This is a genomic window from Pseudomonas synxantha BG33R (genome assembly GCF_000263715.2).
GTDB lineage: Bacteria > Pseudomonadota > Gammaproteobacteria > Pseudomonadales > Pseudomonadaceae > Aquipseudomonas > Aquipseudomonas synxantha_A.
In genome coordinates, this window is sequence record NZ_CM001514.1 from 2,390,419 (window position 1) to 2,413,512 (window position 23,094).

Here is a 23,094-nt window from a genome sequence, read left to right on the forward strand (position 1 = left end):
CGTATCGGCTAGACATAGAGACCCCTGGGCAGGTGGGCAGCACAAATCCGGATTATGATTACAAACAAGATACTCTTGGGTTTGTCAGCTTGGCTGGCACAGACAAACCACTGGACAGCAAGGGTCAAAGAAAACTACAAATTTTAATATCAAACTATAGGATTGATAGGGAGTATATTACGTCGAAAAAGTATAACTACAAACAATATGAAATTGATACAAAATCCACCGATATAGATGCTATTCAGAAAGACTTACTTAGAGGTAGTCCTGGGAGTGATGTTGGTCTTTGGTACTATTCGAATTTTAAAAGTCCTTACCCATCTGAAATAGCTAAAGCCCCCGGCTTTCCCGCAGGGGGCTTGGAGAATCAGAAGCTCGACTATAAAGATAATAAAGGGCTAGTACTAAGCCTTGACGTTCCTGTCTCATTTGGCGTCAAGAGTTACGAAGCGAAATTTTCGTGGCTGTCTGCGGGTGGAGATATTGTTACCACTTTGGATGATGAGTCGCTTACGACTAACGCCACTAGCCCCGAAAAAGGGACGATCATTAATAATAAGCTATCAATCAATCGACCGGAATTTAAAGAGTACCAGGTACTTCTTGTTGAGATTGATTTAAGTTAAATGATGAGGCGGTTGCAATTTGATGGTTTTTCTTGTAGTGTTGTCTGTAAATTGATGTTCGGAAGGTATGGGGGTAAACATGCCCCCTGTTTCTCATCGATGGTGTGGGGGTGTCGAAACGTAAGTGTATGTTGACGTGATTTTGTCTAATTATGAACTATAGTATGGAGTTTGATGTGAGAAAATATGCCGTTTCTGTTATCTTGGCCGTGCTTTTGCTCGGTGGCTGCTCGGCTATGAGTAAGTTGAATGTCGTTGGTAGCGTTGTCAAACAGTTGCCGGAAATAAATAAATGGAAGGCGTATGTAGTCGACGCTGTGCGGGCAGGTTCAACACAAAAAAAATCCACGAGCGAGGATTTAGAATATGTTTCGCAAAGAATGAACTCGGAGTATCTAGAGTCATTTTATGAATTTGCCAGTGCGTTTGGTAAAGAAAAAGCGTCTGATGAAAAAATGCTGGTCGGAAAAAATGTGAGTTATCATTATAATGGTGTTGTTTCTATTTACGATGCTAACAATAAAGCGCTTGGTTATTGTGTTAACTACGACATGGTCGATTTAAGAGGGGGGAGTCAAGTAAAGGGTAAAGGTGAAGCCGATCTAAAGGGTCAATTCATATACGTCGATAGAGAGCAGAAGATATCATTTTTAACATCGGCGCTTGTTAAAGACTTTAAACCGTTATGTGGTGATGATTTTGCCTCATCCTTTCCGAAGGGCAAGGGTGATTGAAAGCAAATAATTTAGATAGATATGCGATTATCAAACCAGAGCGATCAATCCCGACGTCTGCTCTATAAGAAACTTCGAACACTAGGGGCTCTGAAGAGGCGCTCCTAGGTTCTGTACGAAAAGTACTGTCGCAAACACCGCATGGCGCAAGCCAATGAGACCATCGCCGCAAAACTTGTTGCGAGCTTGTCGAAGCGCGTAACGATGCGGCGGTTCTCCTTCAGCCACCCGAACATGCGCTCAATGATATTGCGCTGCCGGTACTTGGGCCGATCGAACAATCTGGGCAAACCCGGTTTGGGTTTGCGTTTCATGCTGCGCAAGGGGATTACCGGTTGCATTCGATAACGATCACAGTACCGGCGCAGGGCTTCAGCATCGTATCCCTTGTCGGCCAACAGCCATCGGCAGCGTTTGCGAGGACGGCCGCGCAAGCTTGGGATGCAAGCCTCATCCAGTAAAGGTTGGGCATAGGCAATATCGCTGGCTTGCCCGCCTGACAACAGGGAGCGCAGCAGCACACCACTGGCGTCGCATAGCATGTGGACTTTGGTTGTCAGGCCGTCCCGGCTGCGTCCGAGCGTGTGATCTTGCGGTTCTTCAGGCCCCTTTTTTCCAGCGCCTGATGAGGCTCGGGTTGCGCGAACGGCAGTGGAGTCGATCATCCAGGTTTCAGATCAATCAAGCCCTGCTCGTTCAACCGGATATGAAGACGCTTGAGCATCTGATCGAAAGCGCCACAATTGCGCCAGTCGCGAAACCGTTGATACACCGTTGACCAAGGGCCAAAGCGCTCTGGCATGTCGTAAGCGCTCCATAAACCCCACCTAGTCAAAAGTGGGCGGCGCGTTTATCTGTGCGGTCCAGGCTTGCAGTTCCACGGCAACAGGGCTTCGTAATCTTCGACCGAGGATGCTTGTGGCAGGCGCTCCAGTGCGTGGCGCAGCCACGCATAAGGCTCTTGGCCGTTGGCTTTGGCGGTCTCGACCAGGCTGTAAAGTTGAGCACTTGCCGTCGCGCCTTTGGGCGTATCGCTGAACAACCAGTTCTTCCTTTCGATGACGAAAGGCCGGATCGCGCGCTCGGCGGTATTGTTGTCGATGGGCAGGTAGCCTTTCGACGTACCGTTCCAGTTTGCTCCAGTTGTTTGCCAGATAGGTTACAGCCTTACCCAGTGCATTCTGCGTGGTCATGTATGGGAGCGTTTTTTCCATCCAGGCCTTAAGCTCCCTCATCACTTGGAGACTTAAATCCTGACGTCCATTTTTCCGCCCCTCATCGCTGCTCTCTTTGAAGGCGATCTCGATGCCGTATAGCTTGCTGATCAGCTTCAGCGCGATATCGGCGCGCTGCACTTTTTGTGCTTCAACAAACTTGCGCCGAGCATGAGCCCAGCACCCTAAACGCTCAACTCCGGCCCGTGCGCCCAACGCGTTGTAACCGGCGTAATCATCGGTCATGAGATAGCCGCAGTAGCCATCGAGCAGGCGCGTCGGTACCTCCTGCGCCCAGCTGGTGGAGTAATCGAAAAGGATCACGGGTTTGTCTGGCGGCCTCCAGTTTGCACCCACATCCAGGACTGACTGCTCGGCTCTCGATCAGGCTCTTTCAACACCTGCACGCGTGTTTCATCGCAGTGGATGACCCAGCTGGCCAACAGGCTATCGCGCATTAAATTCAGCAGCGGCTGGAAGTGCTCACCGCACTGGATAACCCAGCGAGCCAGGGTCTGACGTGGAATATCGATGCCATGGCGGCTTAGTACTTTTCCAAAGCGGTGAAGCGGCAAACCGTCCACGTACTTGGTGGTTAGCAGCATCGCCAGAACACTTGGGCTGGCCATGCTTTTTTCAATCAATTGAGCCGGCTTGTCCGCAGTGACCGGTGCTGTCTCGCAGTCGCGGCAACCGTAAATTTTACGAACGTGTTTGATCACACGGATCTGCATCGGCACGATTTCAAGCTGCTCGCTCACTTCTTCGCCAATGGCGTGTTTGCGGCAGCCGCAGACGCAAGTCAGTGCATGCTCGGGAAGTTCGTGGTTAACTTCGATACGTGGCAGGTCGGCAGGCAACGGCTTGCGTTTGCCGCGACGCTTGGCCGGAGAGACAACCTCTTCTTCTGTGTCTTCGTCGACAGGTTCGGCGATGCTTTCCGCTTCGTTGAAAAGGGCAAGTTGTGGCGTTGCCGAATCGGCTGTCTGCTCGGACTTACGCCCGAACAGGCGCTGGCGCAGCAGCGCGTTTTCTTCTTCAAGATGAACGATGCGACCCTTATTGGACTCGCGCTCAAGCAGCATCTGCTCGAGCAATTGCTTGAGCAGCGCGGGGTCGTTAGGAGGGTCTTTGGGCATCGAAATCATGCCCTGGATTATACCGAATCAGGCCACGAATCGTGGCGTCAAAACCTGATGGGGACGGTTACGCCAGAGGTCAAAACCGTCGAGCAGCCAGTTAAGTTCCTGGACGGTCAGGACAATGGCCTCTTCGGTGACATCGGGCGAGGTTTTGAATCGCTCGGACTCCAGCCGTTTGAGCCAGAGGCAGAAGCCGTTGCGCTCCCAATATAAAATCTTCACTCGGTTGCGGGGCTTGTTGAGGAAGACGAAAAGCACGGGATCAAAAACCGCAACTTTAATGTGCAGCTCGACCAGCGCAGCCAGGCCGTCGATGGATTTTCGGAAGTCGACAGGCTTGGGATACAAATAGACTTTTTCGACTTTGGCATCGGCTCGCATCATGGCAAATGGGCTCCAGAAGGAATCGGGAGCACAGCATCAGGGATCAGCTAAGCGCTTTGAATGTGTAGTTCATGGAGCGGTTACGGCATGTCTCGCCAGGCCTCTCCCGAGCAGAGCACCCAAAGCACGCCGTTGAGCATCAGGCGATCATCGATTCGAGGGCGCCCAGTGTGTCGGGCTTGAGTAAAGATATCAGCAACTAGATCCCAGGCTATGTCAGGGAGTTCATACCGCTTTGCCATCTTGGCCTCCTGGCTGTAATGGCAATGAGTTTTACAGAAATCTATGTTTCGTGGGTTTTCGTACAGAACCTAGGGTACAAAATCCGGCTGGTTTGCTGGGGCCGCCCGCTGGAAGGCAGGATTTTCTATGCAATGCTGGTAGATGCTCATGCAGCGCGGGTACTTTTCTACGTCTCCTCCAAACCGCAAGGCATTCGTAATCTGGGGGATCAGGCAACAATCAGCTGCTGTTGGCTGATCGCCAAAGCAGTATGGCCCGTCACCGTGAAGGTTCAGGAGCACTTCAACCGCGGCAAGCCCCAGATCAACCCAGTGCTTGTACCATTCTTGATGAGCATTATCACTGATTTCCAACCGTTTGGTCAGATAGCCGAGCACCCTGACGTTGTTGAGCGGGTGGATATCGCAGCCGATCAAATTGGAAATCTCCAGCACTCGTGCGCGCTGAACGGGATCTGCGGGTAAGAGCTGAACCCCGGGATAGCGTGCGTCCAGAAAGTCGATGATCGCCAGAGACTGGCTCAGTGCTTGACCATCATCACTGATGAGCAATGGTACGGCGCCTCCTGGGTTTAGCTCCAAGTACTCGGCGCTGCGCTGCTCACCAGCTCGCAGGTTGACTGGTCGATACTCGACTTGAAGTCCCTTCAACTCCAACGCAATACGCACTCGATAAGACGTGGAGCTGTGGCAAAAACTGAAAAGCTGCATACATTGTCCCTCAACGCTGAAGAATTTTTGAAGCTCTGGTCGACTCGGTGCTTCGGGGCACGCGGTAGTGCTGACCCATTGCGAAAATGGCCAAAGCGCCGAGCGCTGCGGGCAGCGCAAGTAGTGTGAAGATGGTGGTGAATCCAAATCCGCTAGCGATCAGCGAGCCGCCGAGGATAGTCCCCGTGATTGCACCTATTCGGCCCAACCCTTGAGCCCAAGCCACGTCAGTGGCCCTGCCTGAGGTCGGGTAAAATGCTGCAGCAAGCGCGTTGCCACCCACTTGCGATCCACTGATACAGAAGCCGAGGGTGATGACACAGAGGATGAGGATCAGGTAGTGATCTGCAAATCGTGCAATCCCTACGAGCCCAGCTGCGCCCACCAGGTAGGCAAATGTCAGCCCCCGCCACCTGTCCAACTTATCCATGGCAGCCCCGAGACAAAGCGCCCCCATCGTGCCGCCAACCTGGAACCACGAGCTGATCGAAGCGGCCTGACTGATTGTCCTTCCGTTGTCGGTGAGCAGTGTCGGTAACCAGTTGGTAATTACGTAGATGATGCATAGACTCGTGAAAAAGTTAACCCAGAGCAGGCAGGTACCTAAACGTAGCTTTGGCCCAAAAATAACTGCGCTTGGTGCAACGGAGCCGCCCTGCTCTTCTTCATTTAAAAAGAACTGTGTCCGAGTTTGCTCAGGTTGCTGGCCAAGGCGTCCTAACAGTCTGGCGACGCGCGCGTCAGAAGCGTCACGTAAGACCAGGTAGCGCACCGACTCAGGCATTAGCCACATCAAAAGGGGCACCAAGAGAATCGGAAGCGTGCCGCCCAGCAAGAGAACAGAACGCCATCCGTACAGTGGAACCAAGTGTGACGCGGCGACACCACCCAGAGCCGATCCCAAAGTGAACCCGCAGAACATCCCCGTCACCATCAAGCTGCGTCTTCGTGAAGGGCAGTACTCTGAGGTCAGCGTGATTTCGACATTGTGAGCAAACGCCGAAACCAGACTACATCCCCCGAAGAGCAGGACGCACCCGACTAAGAGTCGCTTGCGCCCCAAGCGATCCGCCAATGGGCCTGCCCCAAAGGCGCCGAGCATCAGCCCGACTAAGGCGGCGCTTAGAAGAGGGTTGAGCTGTTCAGGGGGCAAGGCCCACTCAGCTCTTAACGCTGGTGCGATGAAGCCGACGGCAGCAGTATCCAATCCATCAACGGCAGTCACGAGAAAGCACAAGCCGATCACTAGCAAGTGAAGGCGGCCAATCGGTTGGCTGTTGATGAAATCTTGAACGTCCACACTATTTTTATTTTGCGCTGCAGACATGATGACCTCGGCGAGCATAGAAAAAACGTAGTAGCCAGCTGAATCAGCCGGCGTTTCTTACACTACGCGGACTTCGATCTCACCTAGGCGATCAATGCCGCCCGTCATCACTTCGCCGCGCTTAACCGCACCGACGCCATCTGGCGTACCGGTCATGATCAGGTCGCCAGGCTGCAGCTCGAAGTAGCGGGACAGCCACGCGATGGTCTCTTGGACAGACCAAATCAAATGGCTGACGTCGCTCCGTTGGCGGTCTTCGCCATCAACCTTCAACCAGAGACCGGCTTGAGTCGCGTCGCCGAAGCTGGCCGCCTCATGAATGGGGCCGATTGGAGCCGAGCGATCAAATGCTTTTCCGATTTCCCATGGACGCCCCATTTCACGCATTTTCATCTGCAGGTCACGGCGTGTCATGTCGAGACCAACTGCATAGCCCCATACGTGACCCAGTGCATCGGCTTGCTCGATGTTGCTACCGCCCTTGCCGATCGCGACGACCAATTCGATTTCATAGTGGTAGTTGTTCGTCTCGTTGGGGTAAGCCAGTTCGAGTGTGTGACCGTATTGCACGGGAACGACGGTGTCGGTTGGCTTACAGAAGAAGAACGGAGGGTCGCGGTCAGGATCAAACCCCATCTCACGCGCGTGCGCTGCGTAGTTGCGACCGACGCAGTACACGCGGCGAACAGGGAATGTGTCATCGCTACCATGGATTGCGAGTGCAGTAACTGCTTGTGGAGCTACAACGTATGTCATGAAATACCTCTGGGGGATAAGGTCAACGAGATTCGCGCAAAAGGCCAAGGGCCTCTTGCACAGGACGGTCAGAGAAGCTGAAGAACACGCATTCGGACTGCGTCGTAAAGGACACAGGAATCCAGCTGGGCACTACGAAAATGTCTTTCGGTTCGAACGTGAACGTCTGCTCACCAATCTGAACCGAGCCCTGCCCCTCTACTACGGAATAGACAGTTGCATCGGTGCTTCGGGCCGCTTGGCCTTTAAACCCTGCAGGCAGCAACTGGAGGAAGGTCGCGATTGTGGGCATGGCCCACCCGCCCGTCAGCGGGTTGATGTAACGCAGCTTCACACCTTCGCAGAGATCAATCGCCTCGTGGCGCAACAGTGTGTCAAGCGCTTCACGGCTTCGGGCATAGGGATAGTTAAATAGCGGCGAAGTGCGGCCATTCACGGTATGCCGGACGGGCGACATGTTGTGCCCGAATCGCGCTGGGCTGTTCCCTTCTGGCCTAGTCAATGGCTGAGCGGCGAGATCATGGTTTTCTGCAAACCCCGCACTGAAGAAGCGCACCATTGGGATGTCCAGGCCATCCAGCCACACCACAGGCTCTCCTCCCTGGGCTTGGGGGCGATTGCCATGGTCATGCCATGTCCACGAAGGTGTGATGATGAAGTCGCCAGGTACCATGGCGGTACGCTCACCGTCCACCGACGTAAACGCTCCCCGCCCCTCCACTACAAAGCGAAGGGCTGACTGGGTATGTCGATGACTAGGGGCGATTTCACCCGGCAGGATCATTTGCAGGCCGGCGTACAGGCTCGAAGTAATGGAGGCTCGGCCCCGAATCGATGGGTTTTCCAGTACTAGCACGCGACGTACAGCTTCCTCAGCAGTGATTAGCTCACCGGCTTCGTGTAGGAAAGGACGGAGCTCTGAGTATCGCCACATTGCAGGTTGGCAGACATCTGCAGGCTGGTGGGGTACGAGATTGTGGAGCTGCTCCCACAGCGGGAACAGGTGATGCTTGTCGATACGCTGATAGAAATCAGCGCGGGTCTGTTGAGTGTTGTTATTCATTTGACCTACCCAGGCATGTTGAGCGGGCCGTCTAGCCCGCCAAGTGATGACCTGGATTATTGTTAATCAACCAATGCAGGAATAATGCTATTTTGCGATCAAGGCATATCAAAAAACACATAGGTAAGGTGCGGTATGGATTGGACGCGACGTCTGCGGGTGCAGCACATGGAGCTTTTGCTGAAACTCGCCGAGACCGGCACCATCAGCGAGACCGCCCGCGTTTGTTTTACAACGCAGCCGGCATTGTCCAAGTGGCTGAAGGAGCTAGAAGATGGCATCGGCACCGCGCTTTTTGAACGACATGCGAGAGGACTTCGTCTGACTGAGCAGGGCCGCATGCTGACTATTCATGCGCAACGCGTACTCTCGGAGATGAAACGCGCTCAGGAGAGTTTGGCGGCTATCAGCCAGGGCAGCTCATTCAAGGTCTCCATCGGTACCTCTCCTGCATCCGCACCAAACCTGGTTCCCGATGCGATAATCCGTTTTCTTCAGAGGCATCCGAGAGCGAACGTAGAACTCCAGGAAGGTACGATGAATCATCTGCTTGAACGCTTGGAGCAAGGTGCGCTTGATCTCGTTGTAGGGCGGTTGGACAACTACGAGCCGCGAGCTTCTCTGTGTACGGAAATGCTCTACTCCGAATCCATGCGTGTGATCTGCAGGCCTGGCCACCCGCTGACACGTTACGACGAGATCAATTGGGAAGCGCTCTATCAATACGAATGGATAGTCTGGCCAAGGGGGACGCCTATCAGAGCACGGCTGGATGCTGCGATTACCGCAGCGGGTCGGAAGCCTCCCAGTTACAGGATCGAGTCGTCCTCACTCATTGGAAACCTCTGGATGCTCCAATACAGCGACCTGTTATCCATCGCCTCTGAACGCGTTGCAGAACATTTCTCTGAGCGCGGCCTGATTGTAGATACTGGTTTCCCACTGGATGCCACTGGTTCGCTCGGGATGTGCTGGCGCGACGACGTCGATATACATTTCAGCTTGGCCGACCTGCTGGAGTGTTTGCGCGAAGCTGGCGCTGCCAGGGTTCTTCCGAGCGCGGGCAATCCGCTTCTTCTTCCAGAATAATGGGCGACGCAGATAGCGCTCCTTGGCATGCTCCTGCGCCCATCTCGCGAACGCCACTCACATGCGGCTGTAAGTGTTCTCTGAGCCAGCATTCTGCTGTGTCGCCGTCGGTAATGCCTAGCCATACCATCGCTAGCTCGGTGCCTCATATACATCCTGTATTCGAAAGGCGTTCGGCGGTAAGCGTCCGGCGAACTCACCTTCCGAACTCCAGCTTTAAGGGCGATGGTGTCCGCGTATTTTAAGCGGACGCGATCACCCTTATCGCCAGGATTTCCATGCGCCAACGAAGCTCTTATCCAAAACCGTTCAAAGCCCAGGTCGTTCAGGAGTGCCTGCAACCTGGCGCAACCGTGTCCTGTGTTGCCATCAGCCACGGCATCAATGCCAACGTCATCCGCAAATGGATACCGCTCTATCGAACCCCGATTGCAACGACCTCACTGCCGGCCTTTGTGCCGCTGAAAGTCGCACCTAAACGGCCACCCGCGGTGTCGACATCACGGCCACTTACCTGACCCGGCTCGACGGCTGGGGCCAGATCGACTGGCGCCTGGGCGCCAACTTCAACCGTACCAAGCTGCCGAAAAACCACATCGGCAGCGACGGCCGGCCGCTGCTCAACGATCAGCAACAGGCCTGGATCACCAGTTCCACACCCCGTAGCCAGGTGTCCCTGGAAGCCAGTTGGAGTCGCGATAAATGGGGCCTGACCGTACGCGAGACGCGCTACAGCAAAACCATCTCTGAGCTGGACTATTACACCGGGCCGAATGCGTACTCCACCACCGAGTTCAACCATTTCGAGAACTCCCCCAAGTACCTCACCGACATCGAGTTGCGCTACGCCGCGACTCGCCAACTGTCGCTGGCCGTGGGGGTAAACAACGTGTTCGACGTCAAGCCCGACAAACTGCCCGCTGAAAGCGCTTACCTAGGGTTCAACCACTACGACACCTATGCCTCGCAGATCAGCTTCAACGGGGCTTTCTATTACGTGAACGCGGTCTACAGCTTCTAGGGGAGGTGAACACGATGTCCATTGAATTGCGCGGCGGCGTGCGCGCTTGTGCCGTCGCCGGTGACACGGTGTTTGAACGCCAGGCCGGCGTTTCCTGACCTACCTGCAGATCAGTGAACGTGTGGGGTTGTCTCAGGCGCGCATTCATCAGTTGATGAAAGAGGCGTTGCGCTGCTGCTACCGGGGGCTGGCCGAATGAGCACGGACGAGCGCGACGACCCGTTGCTGGAAGAGGCGATTGAATGGATGGCGCAGATTCAGTCCGGCGCGTTTGACAGCCAGCAGCAACGCGCCCTGGAGCGGTGGCGCGGGCAATCGCCACGCCATGCCCAGGTATTCGATCAGTTGCTCAAAGGGCTGGCGGCCGTTCAAGCCTCTCCCTGGCGCGGGCGTACCAGCACGCCTTTATTGCGTGCCCTGAAGCAGCCTTCCAGTCGAAGGCGATTTATCGGCAATAGCCTCGGTATGCTCGGGGTTGCCCTGGGCGCCGGGCTATTCGGACGCTGGTTGCAATCGGGCACGGGGCTGCCTGGTGAGTGGGCGACCGGTACCGGCGAGCGGCGACACTGGCAGCTCGACGACGGCAGCCGCCTGGAACTCAACGCCCGCAGCCGCGTATTGCCGCGCTTTTTCGACCAGCAGCGGGCGTTGGTCTTGCGAAAGGGCACGCTGCTGCTGGACATCGCCGAGAACACTGTTTCGTCTTTCGAGATCGCGACGGCGGTCGGGGTCGTGCACAGCCAGGCGGGGCGGCTGCAGGTGGGAGAAGAGGGGGTAGGTATTCGTCTGCTGACCTTGCAAGGCGTGGCGTTCCTGCGTTTACCCAATGGCGAGAACGTGGCGGTGCCCGGCGCCCATTCCCTGCTGTTCGATGCCCATGGCGTGCTGTCACGGGCACCGCTGCAACCGGGCGAAGGCTCCTGGGCCAGTGGGTGGCTTGAAGTGAACGACAAGCCTTTGAGTTGGGTCACCGATGTGTTCAGACCTTACCTGCCCGGTTTGATTATGCTCGACGACAGGATCAAAAAGATTCGTGTCAATGGCCTGTTTCCATTAGACGATATAACGATTTCACTAGATATGCTGGAACAGAGTTTGCCGGTTGAGGTTGTCCGTTACAGTGATTACTGGATCAGTATTATTTCCTTACACCCTTGATCGTGGTTTTTTCTATGTTGATCATGACGGATTTTATGAGGTTATGGAAAACCTTGTAAGAGATCAGTCATTAGGCAAGTGCAGTCGCGCCCCCAATGGAGTCATAAAGGAGTTTGACGAGAATGGCACTTACTTAACGGCTAACCAGCTGATATAACTACAAAAAAAATGAAAAAGGCCGTCCTTGGTCTACGGTGATAGTTGCGAACACACACCACTAGAACAAGGACAGCCCGCGTGAATCGTAGACGTCAAATCGTCAGGCATCAACAGCAGCGCATTCAGCAGCACGCCAAAAACAGCAATGCCCATGCGTTCTTTAAACTGCTAGCCGATCCGGCGCTGCTACAGCGTGTCGAGTCAGTGATGCCCAAGCATCGTCAACGCTTGTTCCCGCCAACTGAAACACTGTCGATGTTTCTGGCTCAAGCCATGAATGCCGACCGTTCCTGTCAGAAGGCCGTGAATGATTTTTCGATCAAGCGTTGCTGCGATGGGCTAAGCCCCAGCAGCGTGTACACCGGCGCTTATTGCAAAGCGCGGGCGCGATTACCGGTAGAGATGGTTTCAACATTGTTGCGCTCCACGGGATCATCAATGAGTAACAACGCGTCACCATCCTGGCGCTGGATGGGGCGCCCGGTGCGCCTCGTAGATGGCACCACGGTGGCCCTGCCAGACACTGCGGCCAACCAAGCTGCCTATCCGCAATCGCGTGGTCAGAAAGCAGGGCTGGGGGTTCCCCATCTGCCGTTTGGTAGGAATCATTTGCCTGGCCAGCGGTGCTGTTTTAGATGCTTCGCTGGGACGCTTTCGAGGCAAAGGGGGCGATGAACAGACGCTACTCAGGACGATGCTCGACACTCTGAATCGAGGCGACATTGTGTTGGGCGATGCCTACTACGCAACGTACTTTTTGCTGTGCGAACTGCAACGTCGTGGGATCGATGGCGTGTTCGAACAATATGGCGCCAGGCGGCGCAGTATCGACTTTCGGCTAGGGCAATCGCTGGGGCCGGAAGATCATTTGGTTGAGCTGACAAAACCTAGGAATCGACCTTCGTGGATGAGCCAAACTTATTACGACGATGCGCCTGAAACACTGACAGTACGTGAGCTGAAAACCGGCGGAAAAGTTCTAGTGACCACCTTGAACTGCCCGCAGCAGGTACCCAAAGCTGGGCTCAAATCACTGTACAAAGACCGTTGGCATGTTGAGCTGGATCTGCGCAATATCAAGACAACGCTGGGACTTGAAACGTTGAGCTGTAAGACGCCTGGCATGGCTGTAAAAGAGTTATGGGTGTATCTGCTGGCGCACAATTTGATTCGGATGATCATGGCCAAGTCAGCGCTATTAGCTGATTGCTTGCCACGCGAGCTTAGCTTTAAACATAGCCTTCAATTAATCCTTGCGATGCGGCAGTACAGCTCCGACAAACAAGACGATAGGGTGCAGGATTTACTCAAGTTGATCGCCAGCAAACGTGTCGGAAACCGGCCAGGACGGATTGAGCCTCGTGTCATAAAACGAAGGCCCAAGCCTTACCTGATGCTGATGCAGACGCGCTCGGCGGCAAGGGCCGAGGTGAGGAGAAATGGACACCCGAAGAGGGTTAAGTAAGTGCCATTCGAGTTTGACGATTTTATACTTTAAATACGCATGCGTGTATTTCTTCAAGCACGAGCCGCTACATCTATGATTTTCTGAATTAGTTCCGAGAGTATGGCGGCGGTGTTGGCTGATTTCATCGTTTTTATTAGGGCGTGATTTTGCAGATATAATCACTCATACGAATCCTTGCCATTACATCATCGTTTGTCATACGTTTACGCCAGTGAACGTAAAAACGCCCTTACTTAATATAAGGGCGGCCGCAAAAACTGAGTGCAACACCTCACCCTCCGGTAAGGTGCCACCATGTCCTATACAGAACTCAGCATTGAAGAACGCGCGACCATTCAAGTTGGGCAATACAAGAAACTTAGCCAGCGCGAAATAGCCCGGATGCTGGGCCGTAGCCCGTCCACGATCAGTCGTGAGCTTCGTCGAAATCGGCTCATTGCCGGTTATTCGGCCCACGAGGCTCAAGCGTTTACTCGTGGTCGGCGTATAGTCTGTCGACCGCTCAAGAAACTGATCATGGGTAATGAGCGCTTTGAGCTGGTTATCCACTTGCTTCGAGAACGCTTTTCTCCCGAGCAAATCGCGGGCAAGCTGCGCCTTATGAAAATCAATTTTGAAGAAGCCTACGTCTGCCGCGAAACGATCTACAGCGCCATCTATGCGTTGCCTGTCGGGGAGTTGCGCAAAGAACTGATCCAGTGCCTTCGCCAGGGGAAAAGTACCCGTAGGCCACGTTCTGATGGGGTTGATCGTCGTGGACAAATCCCGGAGATGGTCAGTATTCACGTGCGCCCTCCGGAAATCGAAGACCGTTTGATGCCCGGCCACTGGGAAGGCGACCTGGATAATGGGTCGTCTGTCGGTACTCTTGTGGAACGTACGAGCGGCTATTTGATGTTGGTAAAAATGAACGATGCTACGGCGACTTCTGCTGTTCAAGGCTTCAGTGCTGCACTGAACAGCATGCCGCTGGCGGTGCGTAAAAGCATGACGTATGACCAAGGCCGCGAAATGGCAAAACATGCTGAAATCACGCAAACACCGGGGTGGCGATTTATTTTTGTGACCCGCATAGCCCTTGGCAGCGCGGCAGTAATGAGAATATTAATGGCTTGATTCGCCAATACCTGCCCAAGGGCACGGACTTGTCGGTACATAGTCAGGAAGTGTTGGATGCTATTTCGTATCAAATGAATATTCGTCCCCGAAAACGTTTCGGTTACAAATGTCCGATTGAAATGATTACAGAGGTGATGGGCATGCATCATGCTGCGCCCGCTTTAATTCAATAACCGTGTTGCACTCAGTTCCTGCAACCGCCCATTTTCCTTAATGTAAGTGATTCCACGTTGAACAAACTTTCTGAAATGCACTGCTTCGTTGCAGTGGTCGACACCGGCAGTATTTCCGAAGCCGCGCGGCGCATGGGTACGGCCAAGTCGGTGGTCAGTCAACGGCTCCAGCAGTTGGAGAAACGCTTGGGCAGCATTCTGCTCGAGCGCGGACGCCAGGTGCGCCTGACCGAGCCAGGTCAGGTGTTCTACAGCCATTGCGTGCGCATCCTGGCGGATGTCGACGACGCTGAAGACGCGGTGCTCGCGTTCCAGTCGAGCCTGCGCGGCAACTTGCGGCTGTCGGCGCCGATGGCGTTCAGCATTCGTTACCTGACACCGATCCTGGCGGCCTTTGCCGTGCGCTACCCACAGTTGCGGCTGGATGTGGAGTTCGACGACCGTTACGTCAATCTGCACGAAGAAAACTTCGATGCGGCTATCCGCATCGGGCAATTACCCGATTCCTCTCTGGTAGCCAAGACCATTGCGGCCAACCGCCATGTGATCTGTGCCAGTCCTGCTTATCTTGCGGTCCACGGCACACCGCAAATGCCGGCAGAACTGGCGAACCACTTTGGCTTGTTGTATGTGCACCGCGAACCCCATGGCATGTGGACGCTGCCGGTGGATGATGTTTTGGGATCGTTCCGCGTACGCTGCCGGATGCGCACTAACAATGGCCATCAATTGATGGAAGCGGCCAAGGCCGGTATGGGGCTGGCGATTTTGCCGGCGTTCCTGGCGACTGAAGCGATAGTGACTGGCGAACTGATGGAAGTGCTGCCTGAGTTTGCGCCCCGCGGTGGCACTATTTCGATGGTGTATCGCCAGTCTCATCGCGGCTCAGCCAAGCTGGAAGCCTTGGCCAACTTCTTGAGCGAACAGATCGGCAGCCCGCCGGTGTGGGAGCAACTGCTCGCACAGCCTTGAGGCGTTCGTAAAAAGCGAAACGTCGATTCGTTTTTTACCGGCTTATTCGAGTCATACCACTGTTTTAGGCTCATTCCCAATAGACGAATCCAACCTGGCGTCTGATCGGGAGAATGGGCATGAACAACAACACCCTCGAGAGTCCAGCACGGCGCGCGGTGATGGCGGGCACCGTGGTGGTGGCCGCGACGCTGGCGGCAGGCAGCGGCCTGGCACAGGCGCTGGAACCTTCCGGCAAAACCGGCAAAACCCCAGGTGCAGGCGTGGCGGTAGATGTGCTCATCGTCGGCGGCGGTTCGGCCGGCGCGGTCCTGGCCCGGCGCTTGAGCGAGAACAGCAAGCGCCAGGTGCTGCTGCTGGAGGCCGGTCACAGCTACGGTCCGCGTCAGTACCCCGAGATTCTCGCCAAGAGCGATATCGTCGGTGCCAATGGCAACCCTGAATTCGAATGGGGCTACAAGACCCAACCCGGTTACATCGATCATCCCATTGGTGCGTTGCGCGGCAAGGTGCTGGGGGGCAGTTCAGCCATCAACGGTGCCGTAGCGATTCGCGCACGGCCCGAAGACTTCAAGCGCTGGGACCTGCCGGGCTGGAGCTACGAAGACATGTTGCCCTCGTTCAAGAAACTGGAAACCCACAGCGGCGGTGCCAGCGCTTTGCACGGCCATGACGGGCCGCTGCCGGTGCACCAGTTGGATCGCGCCGACGTCACCCCCATGCAGCGGGCCTTTATCGACGCCAGCGTGAGCAATGGCTTCAAGGTGATCGGCGACTTTGACGGCGCGGATGCCAATGGTGTCGGCCCGTACCCGATGAACATCGTCAACGGCGTACGGGTCAACACCGGTATGGCTTACCTCACCGATGAAGTGCGTGCCCGCAACAACCTGCATATTCGTCCCGATAGCCTGGTGGACAAGGTGTTGTTCGACGGCAAACGCGCCATCGGTGTGCAACTGGCCAATGGCGAAAAACTCCTCGCCGGTGAAGTCATCCTCTCGGCCGGCAGCTATGGCAGCGCCGCGATTCTTCTGCGTTCCGGCGTTGGCCCGGGTGATGACTTGCGGGCCCTGGAGATTCCCGTGGTGGCCGATCTTCCGGTGGGCAAGCATTTGGTGGACCACCCGTTCTACTACAACGCCTACGCCGCCAAGCCCGAGTTGATTGGCGGCCAGTCCCCGGCCATTGGCGCCAAAGTCTGGACCCACAGCAGTCACGCCAAAACCGGTGAGTTGGACTTGCATATCACCGCCACCCACCTGTTTCCCCACGACCAGAGCCCAACCAACGTCGGCTTTGTGCTCGCCGTGGCACTCACCCGGCCACTGTCCCGAGGCACGGTGTCGCTGGCCAGTGGTGACCCGTTCGTGGCACCGAAGATCGACCTTAACTTTCTGGCTGAGGCCGGCGACCGCCAGCGTCTGTTGGAGGGGATTCGTATGGCCCGCAAAATTGGCGCGACGGCCCCCCTGAACGGCCTGATCGCCTCCGAGCTCAACCCGGGCCAGGGCAATGATTCCGACGAAGCCCTGCTGGCCAGTGCTCGCGCGAGTCTCGATACCTATCACCACCCCGCCTCCACCGCGCCGATGGGCCGGCCAGGCGACCCGCACGCAGTGGTCGACCTCGAAGCCAAGGTTCTGGGCCTGCAAGGCCTGCGCGTGGTGGATGCGTCGATATTTCCTGACGTGCCGTCCGTGGCCACCAACCTGACCGTGATTGCCACCGCCGAAAAAATTGCCCGCCGCTACGCCTGACCCAAGGAATGTACCCAATGAACCCGACACCGGTTTTGAGCTGGATTGACGGCCTGTGGCTGGACTCCGGCGACTACAAGGATTCTATCGACCCGGCCACCGGCCAGCGTATTGGCCGCTACGCCGAGGGCGGGCTGAAGGAAGCGGAGCAGGGAATCAGTGCCGCGCACCGGGCTTTTAGCGAGACATCGTGGAAGGACGATCGCAGTTTGCGGGCGCAGGTCCTGCTGGAGCTGGCAGACGCCTTTGAGCGCCACTCGGAGGAACTGATCGACACCCTGGCCCTGGAGAACGGCAAGATCAAACCTGAAGCTGAGTTTGAGGTCAGCATGGTGCCTGGTAAGTTGCGTTATTACGCAGGCCTGGCCCGTACCGAATATGGCCGTGCGGCTGAGCCTGCTATGGGGAAAATCTCTCTGGTACTGCGCCAGGCCGTCGGCGTTGTGGGGATTATCGTGCCGTGGAACTCGCCCGTCGTGCTGATGATTCGCTCTCTGGCCCCCGCATTGGCGGCAGGTTGCACCGCTGTGATCAAAATGCCGGGGCAGACCGCCCAGACGAATAGCCTGGTGGCGCGCATTTTGTCTGAATCCGTATCGCTACCTCGAGGCGTGGTCAACCTGTTCAGCGAACTGGGCGCCGCTGGCTCCAAACACTTGGTGGAGTCTTCCCAGGTGCCGGTGATCAGTTTCACCGGCAGCACCGCTACCGGTCGCGCCATCTCGGCGGCAGGTGCGCAACACCTCAAGCGGTTTGGCCTGGAGCTGGGAGGCAAGACCGCGATGGTGGTGTTTTCCGACGCCGATATAGATGCCGTGGTGCCGACTCTGGAGAAAGCGCTAACGGTGTTCGCCGGGCAGTTCTGCATGACCGGTTCACGGCTGTTAGTGCAACGCGAGATAGCCTTGGAACTGACAAAAAGACTGGTTGTTAGACTCGCGGCGGTACGAGTCGGTCCCGCAGCGGACCCGCTCAGTGAGATGGGGCCATTGATTGATAAGGCTAACGTACAGCGGGTCAACCGGTTGGTAGAGGAGGCGATCAGCGCGGGTGCACAGGTCATTGTGCGGGGCGGCCCAGTGAACCAGGGGCCGTTGGCAGCCGGCGCTTTTTACCGTCCGACGTTGCTGCAGGTCACGGACCCGAAAATGCCCATCGTCCAGGAGGAGACCTTTGGCCCGGTGCTGACACTGCAAGTGTTTGATAGCGAAGCCCAGGCTATCGAGTTGGCGAACGACAGTGAGTACGGCCTGGCAGCCAGTGTCTGGACCCGTGACCTGGACCGCGCCTTGCGTGTCGGCCGGGAGCTGGAAGCTGGTACCGTGTGGGTCAACGACTGGGCGGTAGTCTACGACGAGTTCGAGGAAGGTGGGTTCAAGCAGTCCGGCCAGGGACGCCTGAATGGCGTCGCGGCCATGGATGACTTTGTGGAGTACAAACATATCGCCCTCAACCCGGGACTGCGCTTGAGCTGACGTGTTTTTGCCCGTGCACCTGCTGTGCACGGGCCTTTTTAGGAGCTGTCCCTGTATATGAGCGCTGTGCCAACCCTGTTGAGTATTTCATCCTGGTCGTACGGGCCTGAGTCGTGAGACTTGCAGGCCGATGGCGTGTCCTGGCGCTGATCGGACTACTGTCAGGCCCGATCGCCGTCGCCAGCCGTTTAACCCCTGAGCCCGAAGCCAACACCGTGATAAACCCTAACTCCCTGTACGACGCCTTGCTCGACGCCCTATACGCCACGTTTGGCAACCATCCGGGGTTTCGCGTGACCCACGCCAAAGGTGTGCTGGTCAGCGGCACCTTTGTGGCCAGCGCGGCTGCCGGGCGACTGAGCATCGCGCCTCATCTGCAAGGCCAACCGGTTTCAGTGCTGCTGAGGTTCTCCAATTTCAGCGGGTTGCCCGCCACCCCTGACGGCGACCCGATGGCCAGCCCCCATGGACTGGCGATTCGCTTTGCCTTACCGGATGATCAAGCCACGGACATCGTCGCACATTCCTTCAATGGTTTTCCGGTAGCCACCCCCGAGGAGTTCCTGAGTTTTCTGCAAGGTATCGCCGCGAACGCCGCTACGCCGCCCAATCCGGCGCCGTTGCAGACGTTTTTGGCCGGACATTCTCGGGCAAAAGCTTTTCTCGACAACCCGAAACCGGCACCACGTAGCTACCTCAGCAGCACGTATTTTGGGGTTAATGCGCTGCTGTTCAAGGGTCCTGACGGTGTGTTACGGGCGGGGCGTTATCGCATTGAGCCGCTACAGATCGAAGCGACCTTGAATGAGAGCCAGGCGGCACAGCCGGCGGATTACCTACAACATGAGCTCGCTCACCGTTTGGGTCGGGCAACTGTGACCTTGCGCTTGATGCTGCAGCTGGCGCAGCCGACCGACGTGGTCAGCGATGGCTCCATCCCCTGGCCTGAAAGCAATCCAAAGGTCGAACTGGGCCAACTGAGGCTAGATCGACTGATCCCGTTCGAAGAGCAGATCGCGACCCAACAGCGCCTGGATTTCAACCCGGGGCGCTTGCCATTAGGTATCACACCCAGTTCCGACCCAATGGTTGGCGCACGAGAGGGAATTTACCAACGTGCTCTGATCCGCAGGCAGCAACATTGATGAAGTGGCTTGGATGATGACGAGGATCTTCTGATGATCCGGATATCAAGACTTTGGCGTGGAATTCACTGGCGAACAGGATTCTTGGTGTAATCAATGGTTTCTGGGGGGGCGCGGCTTATCGTTGCGTCAAGGCACTATCGTCGATGCCACACTGATTCATGCGCCCAGTTCGACCAAGAAAAAGGACGGAAAACGCGATCCTGAGATGCATCTGACCAAGAAAGGCAACCAATACTATCTTAGGCGCCAAAGCCCATATCGGTGTCGACGACGGGTCAGGCCTGGTGCACAGCGTGGCGCAGTACTTACAAAAATCATGGAAAACGTAGCTCCCTGTACAAAGCGATACGCAAGATCGAGAAGACCAAGGCCCAGGTTCGCGCCAAGGTCGAGCACCCGTTTCGGGTGATCAAGCGCCAGTTTGATTATGAAAGAGTAGGCTTTCGAGGCTTGGTCAAGGATACTGCACAGATGGTGACATTGTTTGCCCTGTCAAACCTGTGGATGGCACGCCGATATTTGTTGGCGCACGCAGGAGAGGTGCGCGTGTAATGCAGAAAATGGCGGCCGAAAAGCGCTGCGCCTTGTAGCGGCCGGAATGGCTAAAAAATGAAGAGAGCGGGCCAAATTTCGACGTGGGTCGTTTTTTAAAAAGTGCTGACGGCTCGATAGCTGGAAAATATAGGGCTATTTGAGACCATCCCTAAAGACGATCGGCGGTTTGCCTTCTTCTACAAGCCGCGCAGCCACATAAAATTTTACTGAGAGCGCAACGGATTCTGTCTCTGGCCCAAACCCCCTTGAGTCTGCCTCGCTAACCGTTTATGCAGCCAGCGTGTTGACGACCCACAGCGTGTGTCGCCCTTCACTTTGTTGGTTTTTGGGCATTACAGCCGCGACCAGAAAAAGTGTGAACTATGCCGCAACGACGGCCTCTTATAGGGCGGTGATAGTGTTAGCGTACCAAGATCACCGGTTTAGACTTTATGTCATTAATGAGGTAGGGAATAGTTCTTGGAGAAGATACTCCGATGAGCATGTTAAAGCGGGGCTTTCACAATCCAAGGCCACTGTCGCGGACTTGGCGTATGTGAAGGAGCGACTAGAATCTGAGCATCTGTCAGCACTCGACAAGGTGGCGTCATCGGTTGGCGCTGATCTCAACATGCAGAAAATGCTGGGTTCGAAGCAGGTGGCCACTAGCTACAAAATCAATGAGGCCTTGACAGTTAAAGATCTTTGAGGGTCTACCTTCGGATATTGTGTAAATTTCGACGTCACGTTCAGCGACCTACAGGGAAAAAAGCCGAATCCCTTTCTGCGAGCCCAAGAAAATAGCCCGTCTAATGGAAGGGGGCGATGGCAGATCACGGCACCCTTGACTTATTCCCCATTCGTATCTGCACAGGACGTGCAGAGCCTGCCGGATACTTGGCAGGCAATAACACCAGGGAGGTACATCCACGCAAGAGGAAATGCAAATGAGCGCATCAGGTAACGCTGCAAACTTTAATGGCCAAAAGCCGACGATTGATCCCGCCGACACCGCCATGTTGCTGATCGACCACCAGAGTGGTCTGTTCCAGATCGTCAAGGACATTGATGTTCCTCAGTTGCGCGCCAACGCCATCGCGTTGGCCAAGGCCGCGACCCTGTTGAAAATCCCGGTCATCACCACTGCTTCGGTGCCCCAAGGCCCCAACGGCCCGCTGATTCCGGAAATCCACGAAGCAGCCCCGCACGCCAAGTACGTCGCCCGCCGCGGCGAAATCAACGCCTGGGATAACCCTGAGTTCCACGCCGCCGTCAAAGCCACCGGCAAGAAGACCCTGGTGATTGCCGGCACACTGACCAGCGTGTGCCTGGCGTTCCCGTCCATCGCGGCGGTGCATGAAGGCTACAAAGTGTTCGCCGTGGTCGACGCTTCGGGCAACCACTCCAAGCTGGCGACCGACCTGACTGTCGCACGCCTGGCTCAAGCCGGCGTGGTGCCGATTGACATCATGGGCACGCTGTCGGAGCTGCAAGGCTCCTGGAACCGTCCAGATGCCCAGGAGTGGGCAAATGTCTACACCCAGGCCATGCCGCACTACCAACTGCTGATCGAGAGCTACATCAAGGCCCAGGAAGTGGCAAACAACCACGAAGAACTAGACTCACAGCGCAAGTAAAAGCGGCTGGTCCTTTGCGGTGCGCCCATTTCGGGCGACACCTTTATTTATCAGGAGTTTGATCATGTCTACACCCTACGTTCGCTTGGACAAAAACAACGCCGCCGTGCTGTTGGTCGACCATCAGGCTGGCCTGCTGTCCCTGGTCCGCGACATCGACCCGGACAAATTCAAGAACAACGTGATGGCCCTGGCTGATCTGGCCAAGTACTTCAAGCTGCCGACCATCCTCACCACCAGCTTCGAAACCGGCCCTAACGGCCCGTTGGTTCCAGAGCTCAAGGCGCTGTTCCCGGATGCCCCGTACATCGCCCGTCCTGGCCAGATCAATGCCTGGGACAACGAAGACTTCGTCAAGGCCATCAAGGCCACCGGCAAGAAGCAACTGATCATTGCCGGCGTCGTGACCGAAGTCTGCGTGGCATTCCCGGCGCTGTCGGCCTTGGCCGAGGGCTATGAAGTGTTTGTTGTGACCGACGCTTCTGGCACGTTCAACGAACTGACCCAGCAATCGGCCTGGGCTCGTATGTCGGCCAATGGCGCGCAACTGATGACCTGGTTTGGCCTGGCCTGCGAGCTGCATCGCGACTGGCGCAACGATATCGAAGGTTTGGGCGCTTTGTTCTCCAGCCATATTCCGGACTATCGCAACCTGTTCACCAGCTATAACGTGTTGACTGAAGGCAAGTAAGCCAAAATGCGGGGGCTGTGCGGGTATCGGCAGTCTTCTCCGCTTTAGTCTTGGAGAGCGAGCGTTCAGATGGCAAGGCACAAGGTTCAATCCAACGACCCGTTGTTGACGCAGACAACCGTGCCGTGCCGTGCTGTTGATTGATCACCAATACCTCCAACTGCTGGCGGTTCGTTCCCATTCAGCGGAAGCGGTAGTCACCAACACTACCTTGTTAACGTTGGACAAGAGGCAAAGATTCTTAATGTCCCGACTCTGTTACCATAACTTATGCTAAGTAGCAAAAAGTATTCCAAGGGCTGGAGACAGTATTTACCAAGCAGCGACCTGTCGATCGTATCAGCTTGAACTCTTGGGATGATTCTCAGGTGCGCAATTGGGTGAAGAAATCCGGCAAGGTGGTGATTGCGGGGTTGTGGCGCAAGCCTGCTTGAGCTTTTCAGTATTGAGTAGACTAGCGAACGGTTACGAAAATAGATCGTAATCGA

General features: G+C 55.8%; 17 protein-coding genes and 7 pseudogenes. 16 read left to right on the forward strand and 8 right to left on the reverse strand.

The window, feature by feature from the left end:
• The first annotated feature begins 32 nt into the window (after window positions 1–32).
• A complete protein-coding gene (locus PSEBG33_RS16340) occupies window positions 33–629 on the forward strand; it encodes a hypothetical protein (RefSeq protein ID WP_157264143.1) in 597 nt (198 codons plus the stop codon).
• Between the two features lie 164 nt (window positions 630–793).
• On the forward strand, window positions 794–1,363 hold the full coding sequence (locus tag PSEBG33_RS16335; protein WP_032803433.1) for a hypothetical protein: 570 nt from the start codon (window positions 794–796) through the stop codon (window positions 1,361–1,363).
• Window positions 1,364–1,467: 104 nt separating this feature from the next.
• Here PSEBG33_RS16335 and PSEBG33_RS28620 read toward each other — a convergent pair.
• The 8 genes and pseudogenes from PSEBG33_RS28620 to gtdA form a co-directional block, all read right to left on the reverse strand.
• A pseudogene (locus tag PSEBG33_RS28620) lies at window positions 1,468–2,168 on the reverse strand (IS5 family transposase); the annotation flags it as partial.
• Between the two features lie 45 nt (window positions 2,169–2,213).
• Window positions 2,214–3,725 (reverse strand): annotated as a pseudogene (gene tnpC / locus PSEBG33_RS27965) (IS66 family transposase).
• A gap of 18 nt (window positions 3,726–3,743) precedes the next feature.
• Window positions 3,744–4,103 carry an IS66 family insertion sequence element accessory protein TnpB gene (gene tnpB, locus PSEBG33_RS16330; RefSeq protein ID WP_005787153.1) on the reverse strand — a complete coding sequence of 120 codons (360 nt, stop codon included), beginning with the start codon at window positions 4,101–4,103 and terminating at the stop codon, window positions 3,744–3,746.
• Window positions 4,104–4,186: 83 nt separating this feature from the next.
• Window positions 4,187–4,345 (reverse strand): annotated as a pseudogene (locus PSEBG33_RS27215) (transposase); the annotation flags it as partial.
• A gap of 69 nt (window positions 4,346–4,414) precedes the next feature.
• The gene (gene maiA / locus PSEBG33_RS16325; protein WP_005787154.1) at window positions 4,415–5,056 is read right to left on the reverse strand and encodes a maleylacetoacetate isomerase; all 642 of its coding nucleotides are present in this window, start codon (window positions 5,054–5,056) and stop codon (window positions 4,415–4,417) included.
• A gap of 10 nt (window positions 5,057–5,066) precedes the next feature.
• On the reverse strand, window positions 5,067–6,383 hold the full coding sequence (locus tag PSEBG33_RS16320) for an MFS transporter (RefSeq protein ID WP_005787156.1): 1,317 nt from the start codon (window positions 6,381–6,383) through the stop codon (window positions 5,067–5,069).
• Between the two features lie 57 nt (window positions 6,384–6,440).
• Entirely contained in the window at window positions 6,441–7,139 is a 699-nt protein-coding gene (locus PSEBG33_RS16315) for a fumarylacetoacetate hydrolase family protein (protein ID WP_005787157.1), read from the reverse strand.
• A 22-nt stretch (window positions 7,140–7,161) separates the two neighbouring features.
• Window positions 7,162–8,202, reverse strand: coding sequence for a gentisate 1,2-dioxygenase (gene gtdA / locus PSEBG33_RS16310; protein ID WP_005787159.1), 1,041 nt, complete (start codon window positions 8,200–8,202; stop codon window positions 7,162–7,164).
• Between the two features lie 135 nt (window positions 8,203–8,337).
• On the opposite strand from gtdA, the gene PSEBG33_RS16305 reads away from it, so the two are divergent.
• The 14 genes and pseudogenes from PSEBG33_RS16305 to ycaC all read left to right on the forward strand — a co-directional run bounded on the left by PSEBG33_RS16305 (window position 8,338) and on the right by ycaC (window position 22,606).
• Window positions 8,338–9,291: a LysR substrate-binding domain-containing protein gene (locus PSEBG33_RS16305; RefSeq protein ID WP_005787160.1), complete on the forward strand. Its 954-nt coding sequence runs from the start codon at window positions 8,338–8,340 to the stop codon at window positions 9,289–9,291.
• A gap of 278 nt (window positions 9,292–9,569) precedes the next feature.
• Window positions 9,570–9,809: an IS66-like element accessory protein TnpA gene (gene tnpA / locus PSEBG33_RS28625; RefSeq protein ID WP_005787162.1), complete on the forward strand. Its 240-nt coding sequence runs from the start codon at window positions 9,570–9,572 to the stop codon at window positions 9,807–9,809.
• Window positions 9,770–10,312, forward strand: a pseudogene (locus PSEBG33_RS29320) (TonB-dependent receptor domain-containing protein); the annotation flags it as partial. The gene tnpA and the pseudogene PSEBG33_RS29320, both read left to right, overlap by 40 nt.
• A 103-nt stretch (window positions 10,313–10,415) precedes the next feature.
• Window positions 10,416–10,511 carry a sigma factor-like helix-turn-helix DNA-binding protein gene (locus PSEBG33_RS28630; protein ID WP_269745281.1) on the forward strand — a complete coding sequence of 32 codons (96 nt, stop codon included), beginning with the start codon at window positions 10,416–10,418 and terminating at the stop codon, window positions 10,509–10,511.
• The gene (locus PSEBG33_RS27225; protein ID WP_032803441.1) at window positions 10,508–11,470 is read left to right on the forward strand and encodes a FecR family protein; all 963 of its coding nucleotides are present in this window, start codon (window positions 10,508–10,510) and stop codon (window positions 11,468–11,470) included. The genes PSEBG33_RS28630 and PSEBG33_RS27225 overlap by 4 nt, the downstream gene beginning before the upstream one ends.
• Before the next feature lie 237 nt (window positions 11,471–11,707).
• Window positions 11,708–13,094, forward strand: a pseudogene (locus PSEBG33_RS27970) (IS4 family transposase).
• 297 nt (window positions 13,095–13,391) lie between these two features.
• Window positions 13,392–14,389 (forward strand): annotated as a pseudogene (locus tag PSEBG33_RS27975) (IS30 family transposase).
• Between the two features lie 57 nt (window positions 14,390–14,446).
• Window positions 14,447–15,361 (forward strand): LysR family transcriptional regulator, encoded by a 915-nt coding sequence (locus PSEBG33_RS16290; protein ID WP_005787172.1) that lies wholly within the window; start codon window positions 14,447–14,449, stop codon window positions 15,359–15,361.
• Window positions 15,362–15,480: 119 nt separating this feature from the next.
• Window positions 15,481–17,121, forward strand: coding sequence for a GMC family oxidoreductase (locus tag PSEBG33_RS16285; RefSeq protein ID WP_005787174.1), 1,641 nt, complete (start codon window positions 15,481–15,483; stop codon window positions 17,119–17,121).
• Window positions 17,122–17,138: 17 nt separating this feature from the next.
• Window positions 17,139–18,596 carry an aldehyde dehydrogenase family protein gene (locus PSEBG33_RS16280; RefSeq protein WP_005787176.1) on the forward strand — a complete coding sequence of 486 codons (1,458 nt, stop codon included), beginning with the start codon at window positions 17,139–17,141 and terminating at the stop codon, window positions 18,594–18,596.
• A 215-nt stretch (window positions 18,597–18,811) separates the two neighbouring features.
• Window positions 18,812–19,741, forward strand: coding sequence for a catalase family peroxidase (locus PSEBG33_RS16275; protein WP_232289418.1), 930 nt, complete (start codon window positions 18,812–18,814; stop codon window positions 19,739–19,741).
• Between the two features lie 47 nt (window positions 19,742–19,788).
• Window positions 19,789–20,296, forward strand: a pseudogene (locus tag PSEBG33_RS28635) (transposase); the annotation flags it as partial.
• 929 nt (window positions 20,297–21,225) lie between these two features.
• Window positions 21,226–21,915: an isochorismatase family protein gene (locus PSEBG33_RS16270; protein WP_005787182.1), complete on the forward strand. Its 690-nt coding sequence runs from the start codon at window positions 21,226–21,228 to the stop codon at window positions 21,913–21,915.
• Between the two features lie 64 nt (window positions 21,916–21,979).
• Window positions 21,980–22,606 (forward strand): isochorismate family cysteine hydrolase YcaC, encoded by a 627-nt coding sequence (ycaC, locus tag PSEBG33_RS16265; RefSeq protein ID WP_005787184.1) that lies wholly within the window; start codon window positions 21,980–21,982, stop codon window positions 22,604–22,606.
• Window positions 22,607–23,094: the final 488 nt, after the last annotated feature.

Excerpts from the sequence above, each read along its gene's own strand:
- PSEBG33_RS16280 (WP_005787176.1), top strand. The coding sequence starts at position 17,139 with ATGAACCCGACACCGGTTTTGAGCTGGATTGACGGCCTGTGGCTGGAC.
- tnpB (WP_005787153.1), bottom strand. The coding sequence starts at position 4,103 with ATGATGCGAGCCGATGCCAAAGTCGAAAAAGTCTATTTGTATCCCAAG.
- ycaC (WP_005787184.1), top strand. The coding sequence starts at position 21,980 with ATGTCTACACCCTACGTTCGCTTGGACAAAAACAACGCCGCCGTGCTG.
- PSEBG33_RS16305 (WP_005787160.1), top strand. The coding sequence starts at position 8,338 with ATGGATTGGACGCGACGTCTGCGGGTGCAGCACATGGAGCTTTTGCTG.
- PSEBG33_RS16320 (WP_005787156.1), bottom strand. The coding sequence starts at position 6,383 with ATGTCTGCAGCGCAAAATAAAAATAGTGTGGACGTTCAAGATTTCATC.
- PSEBG33_RS16270 (WP_005787182.1), top strand. The coding sequence starts at position 21,226 with ATGAGCGCATCAGGTAACGCTGCAAACTTTAATGGCCAAAAGCCGACG.
- gtdA (WP_005787159.1), bottom strand. The coding sequence starts at position 8,202 with ATGAATAACAACACTCAACAGACCCGCGCTGATTTCTATCAGCGTATC.
- tnpA (WP_005787162.1), top strand. The coding sequence starts at position 9,570 with ATGCGCCAACGAAGCTCTTATCCAAAACCGTTCAAAGCCCAGGTCGTT.
- PSEBG33_RS27225 (WP_032803441.1), top strand. The coding sequence starts at position 10,508 with ATGAGCACGGACGAGCGCGACGACCCGTTGCTGGAAGAGGCGATTGAA.
- maiA (WP_005787154.1), bottom strand. The coding sequence starts at position 5,056 with ATGCAGCTTTTCAGTTTTTGCCACAGCTCCACGTCTTATCGAGTGCGT.
- PSEBG33_RS16315 (WP_005787157.1), bottom strand. The coding sequence starts at position 7,139 with ATGACATACGTTGTAGCTCCACAAGCAGTTACTGCACTCGCAATCCAT.
- PSEBG33_RS16285 (WP_005787174.1), top strand. The coding sequence starts at position 15,481 with ATGAACAACAACACCCTCGAGAGTCCAGCACGGCGCGCGGTGATGGCG.
- PSEBG33_RS16335 (WP_032803433.1), top strand. The coding sequence starts at position 794 with ATGGAGTTTGATGTGAGAAAATATGCCGTTTCTGTTATCTTGGCCGTG.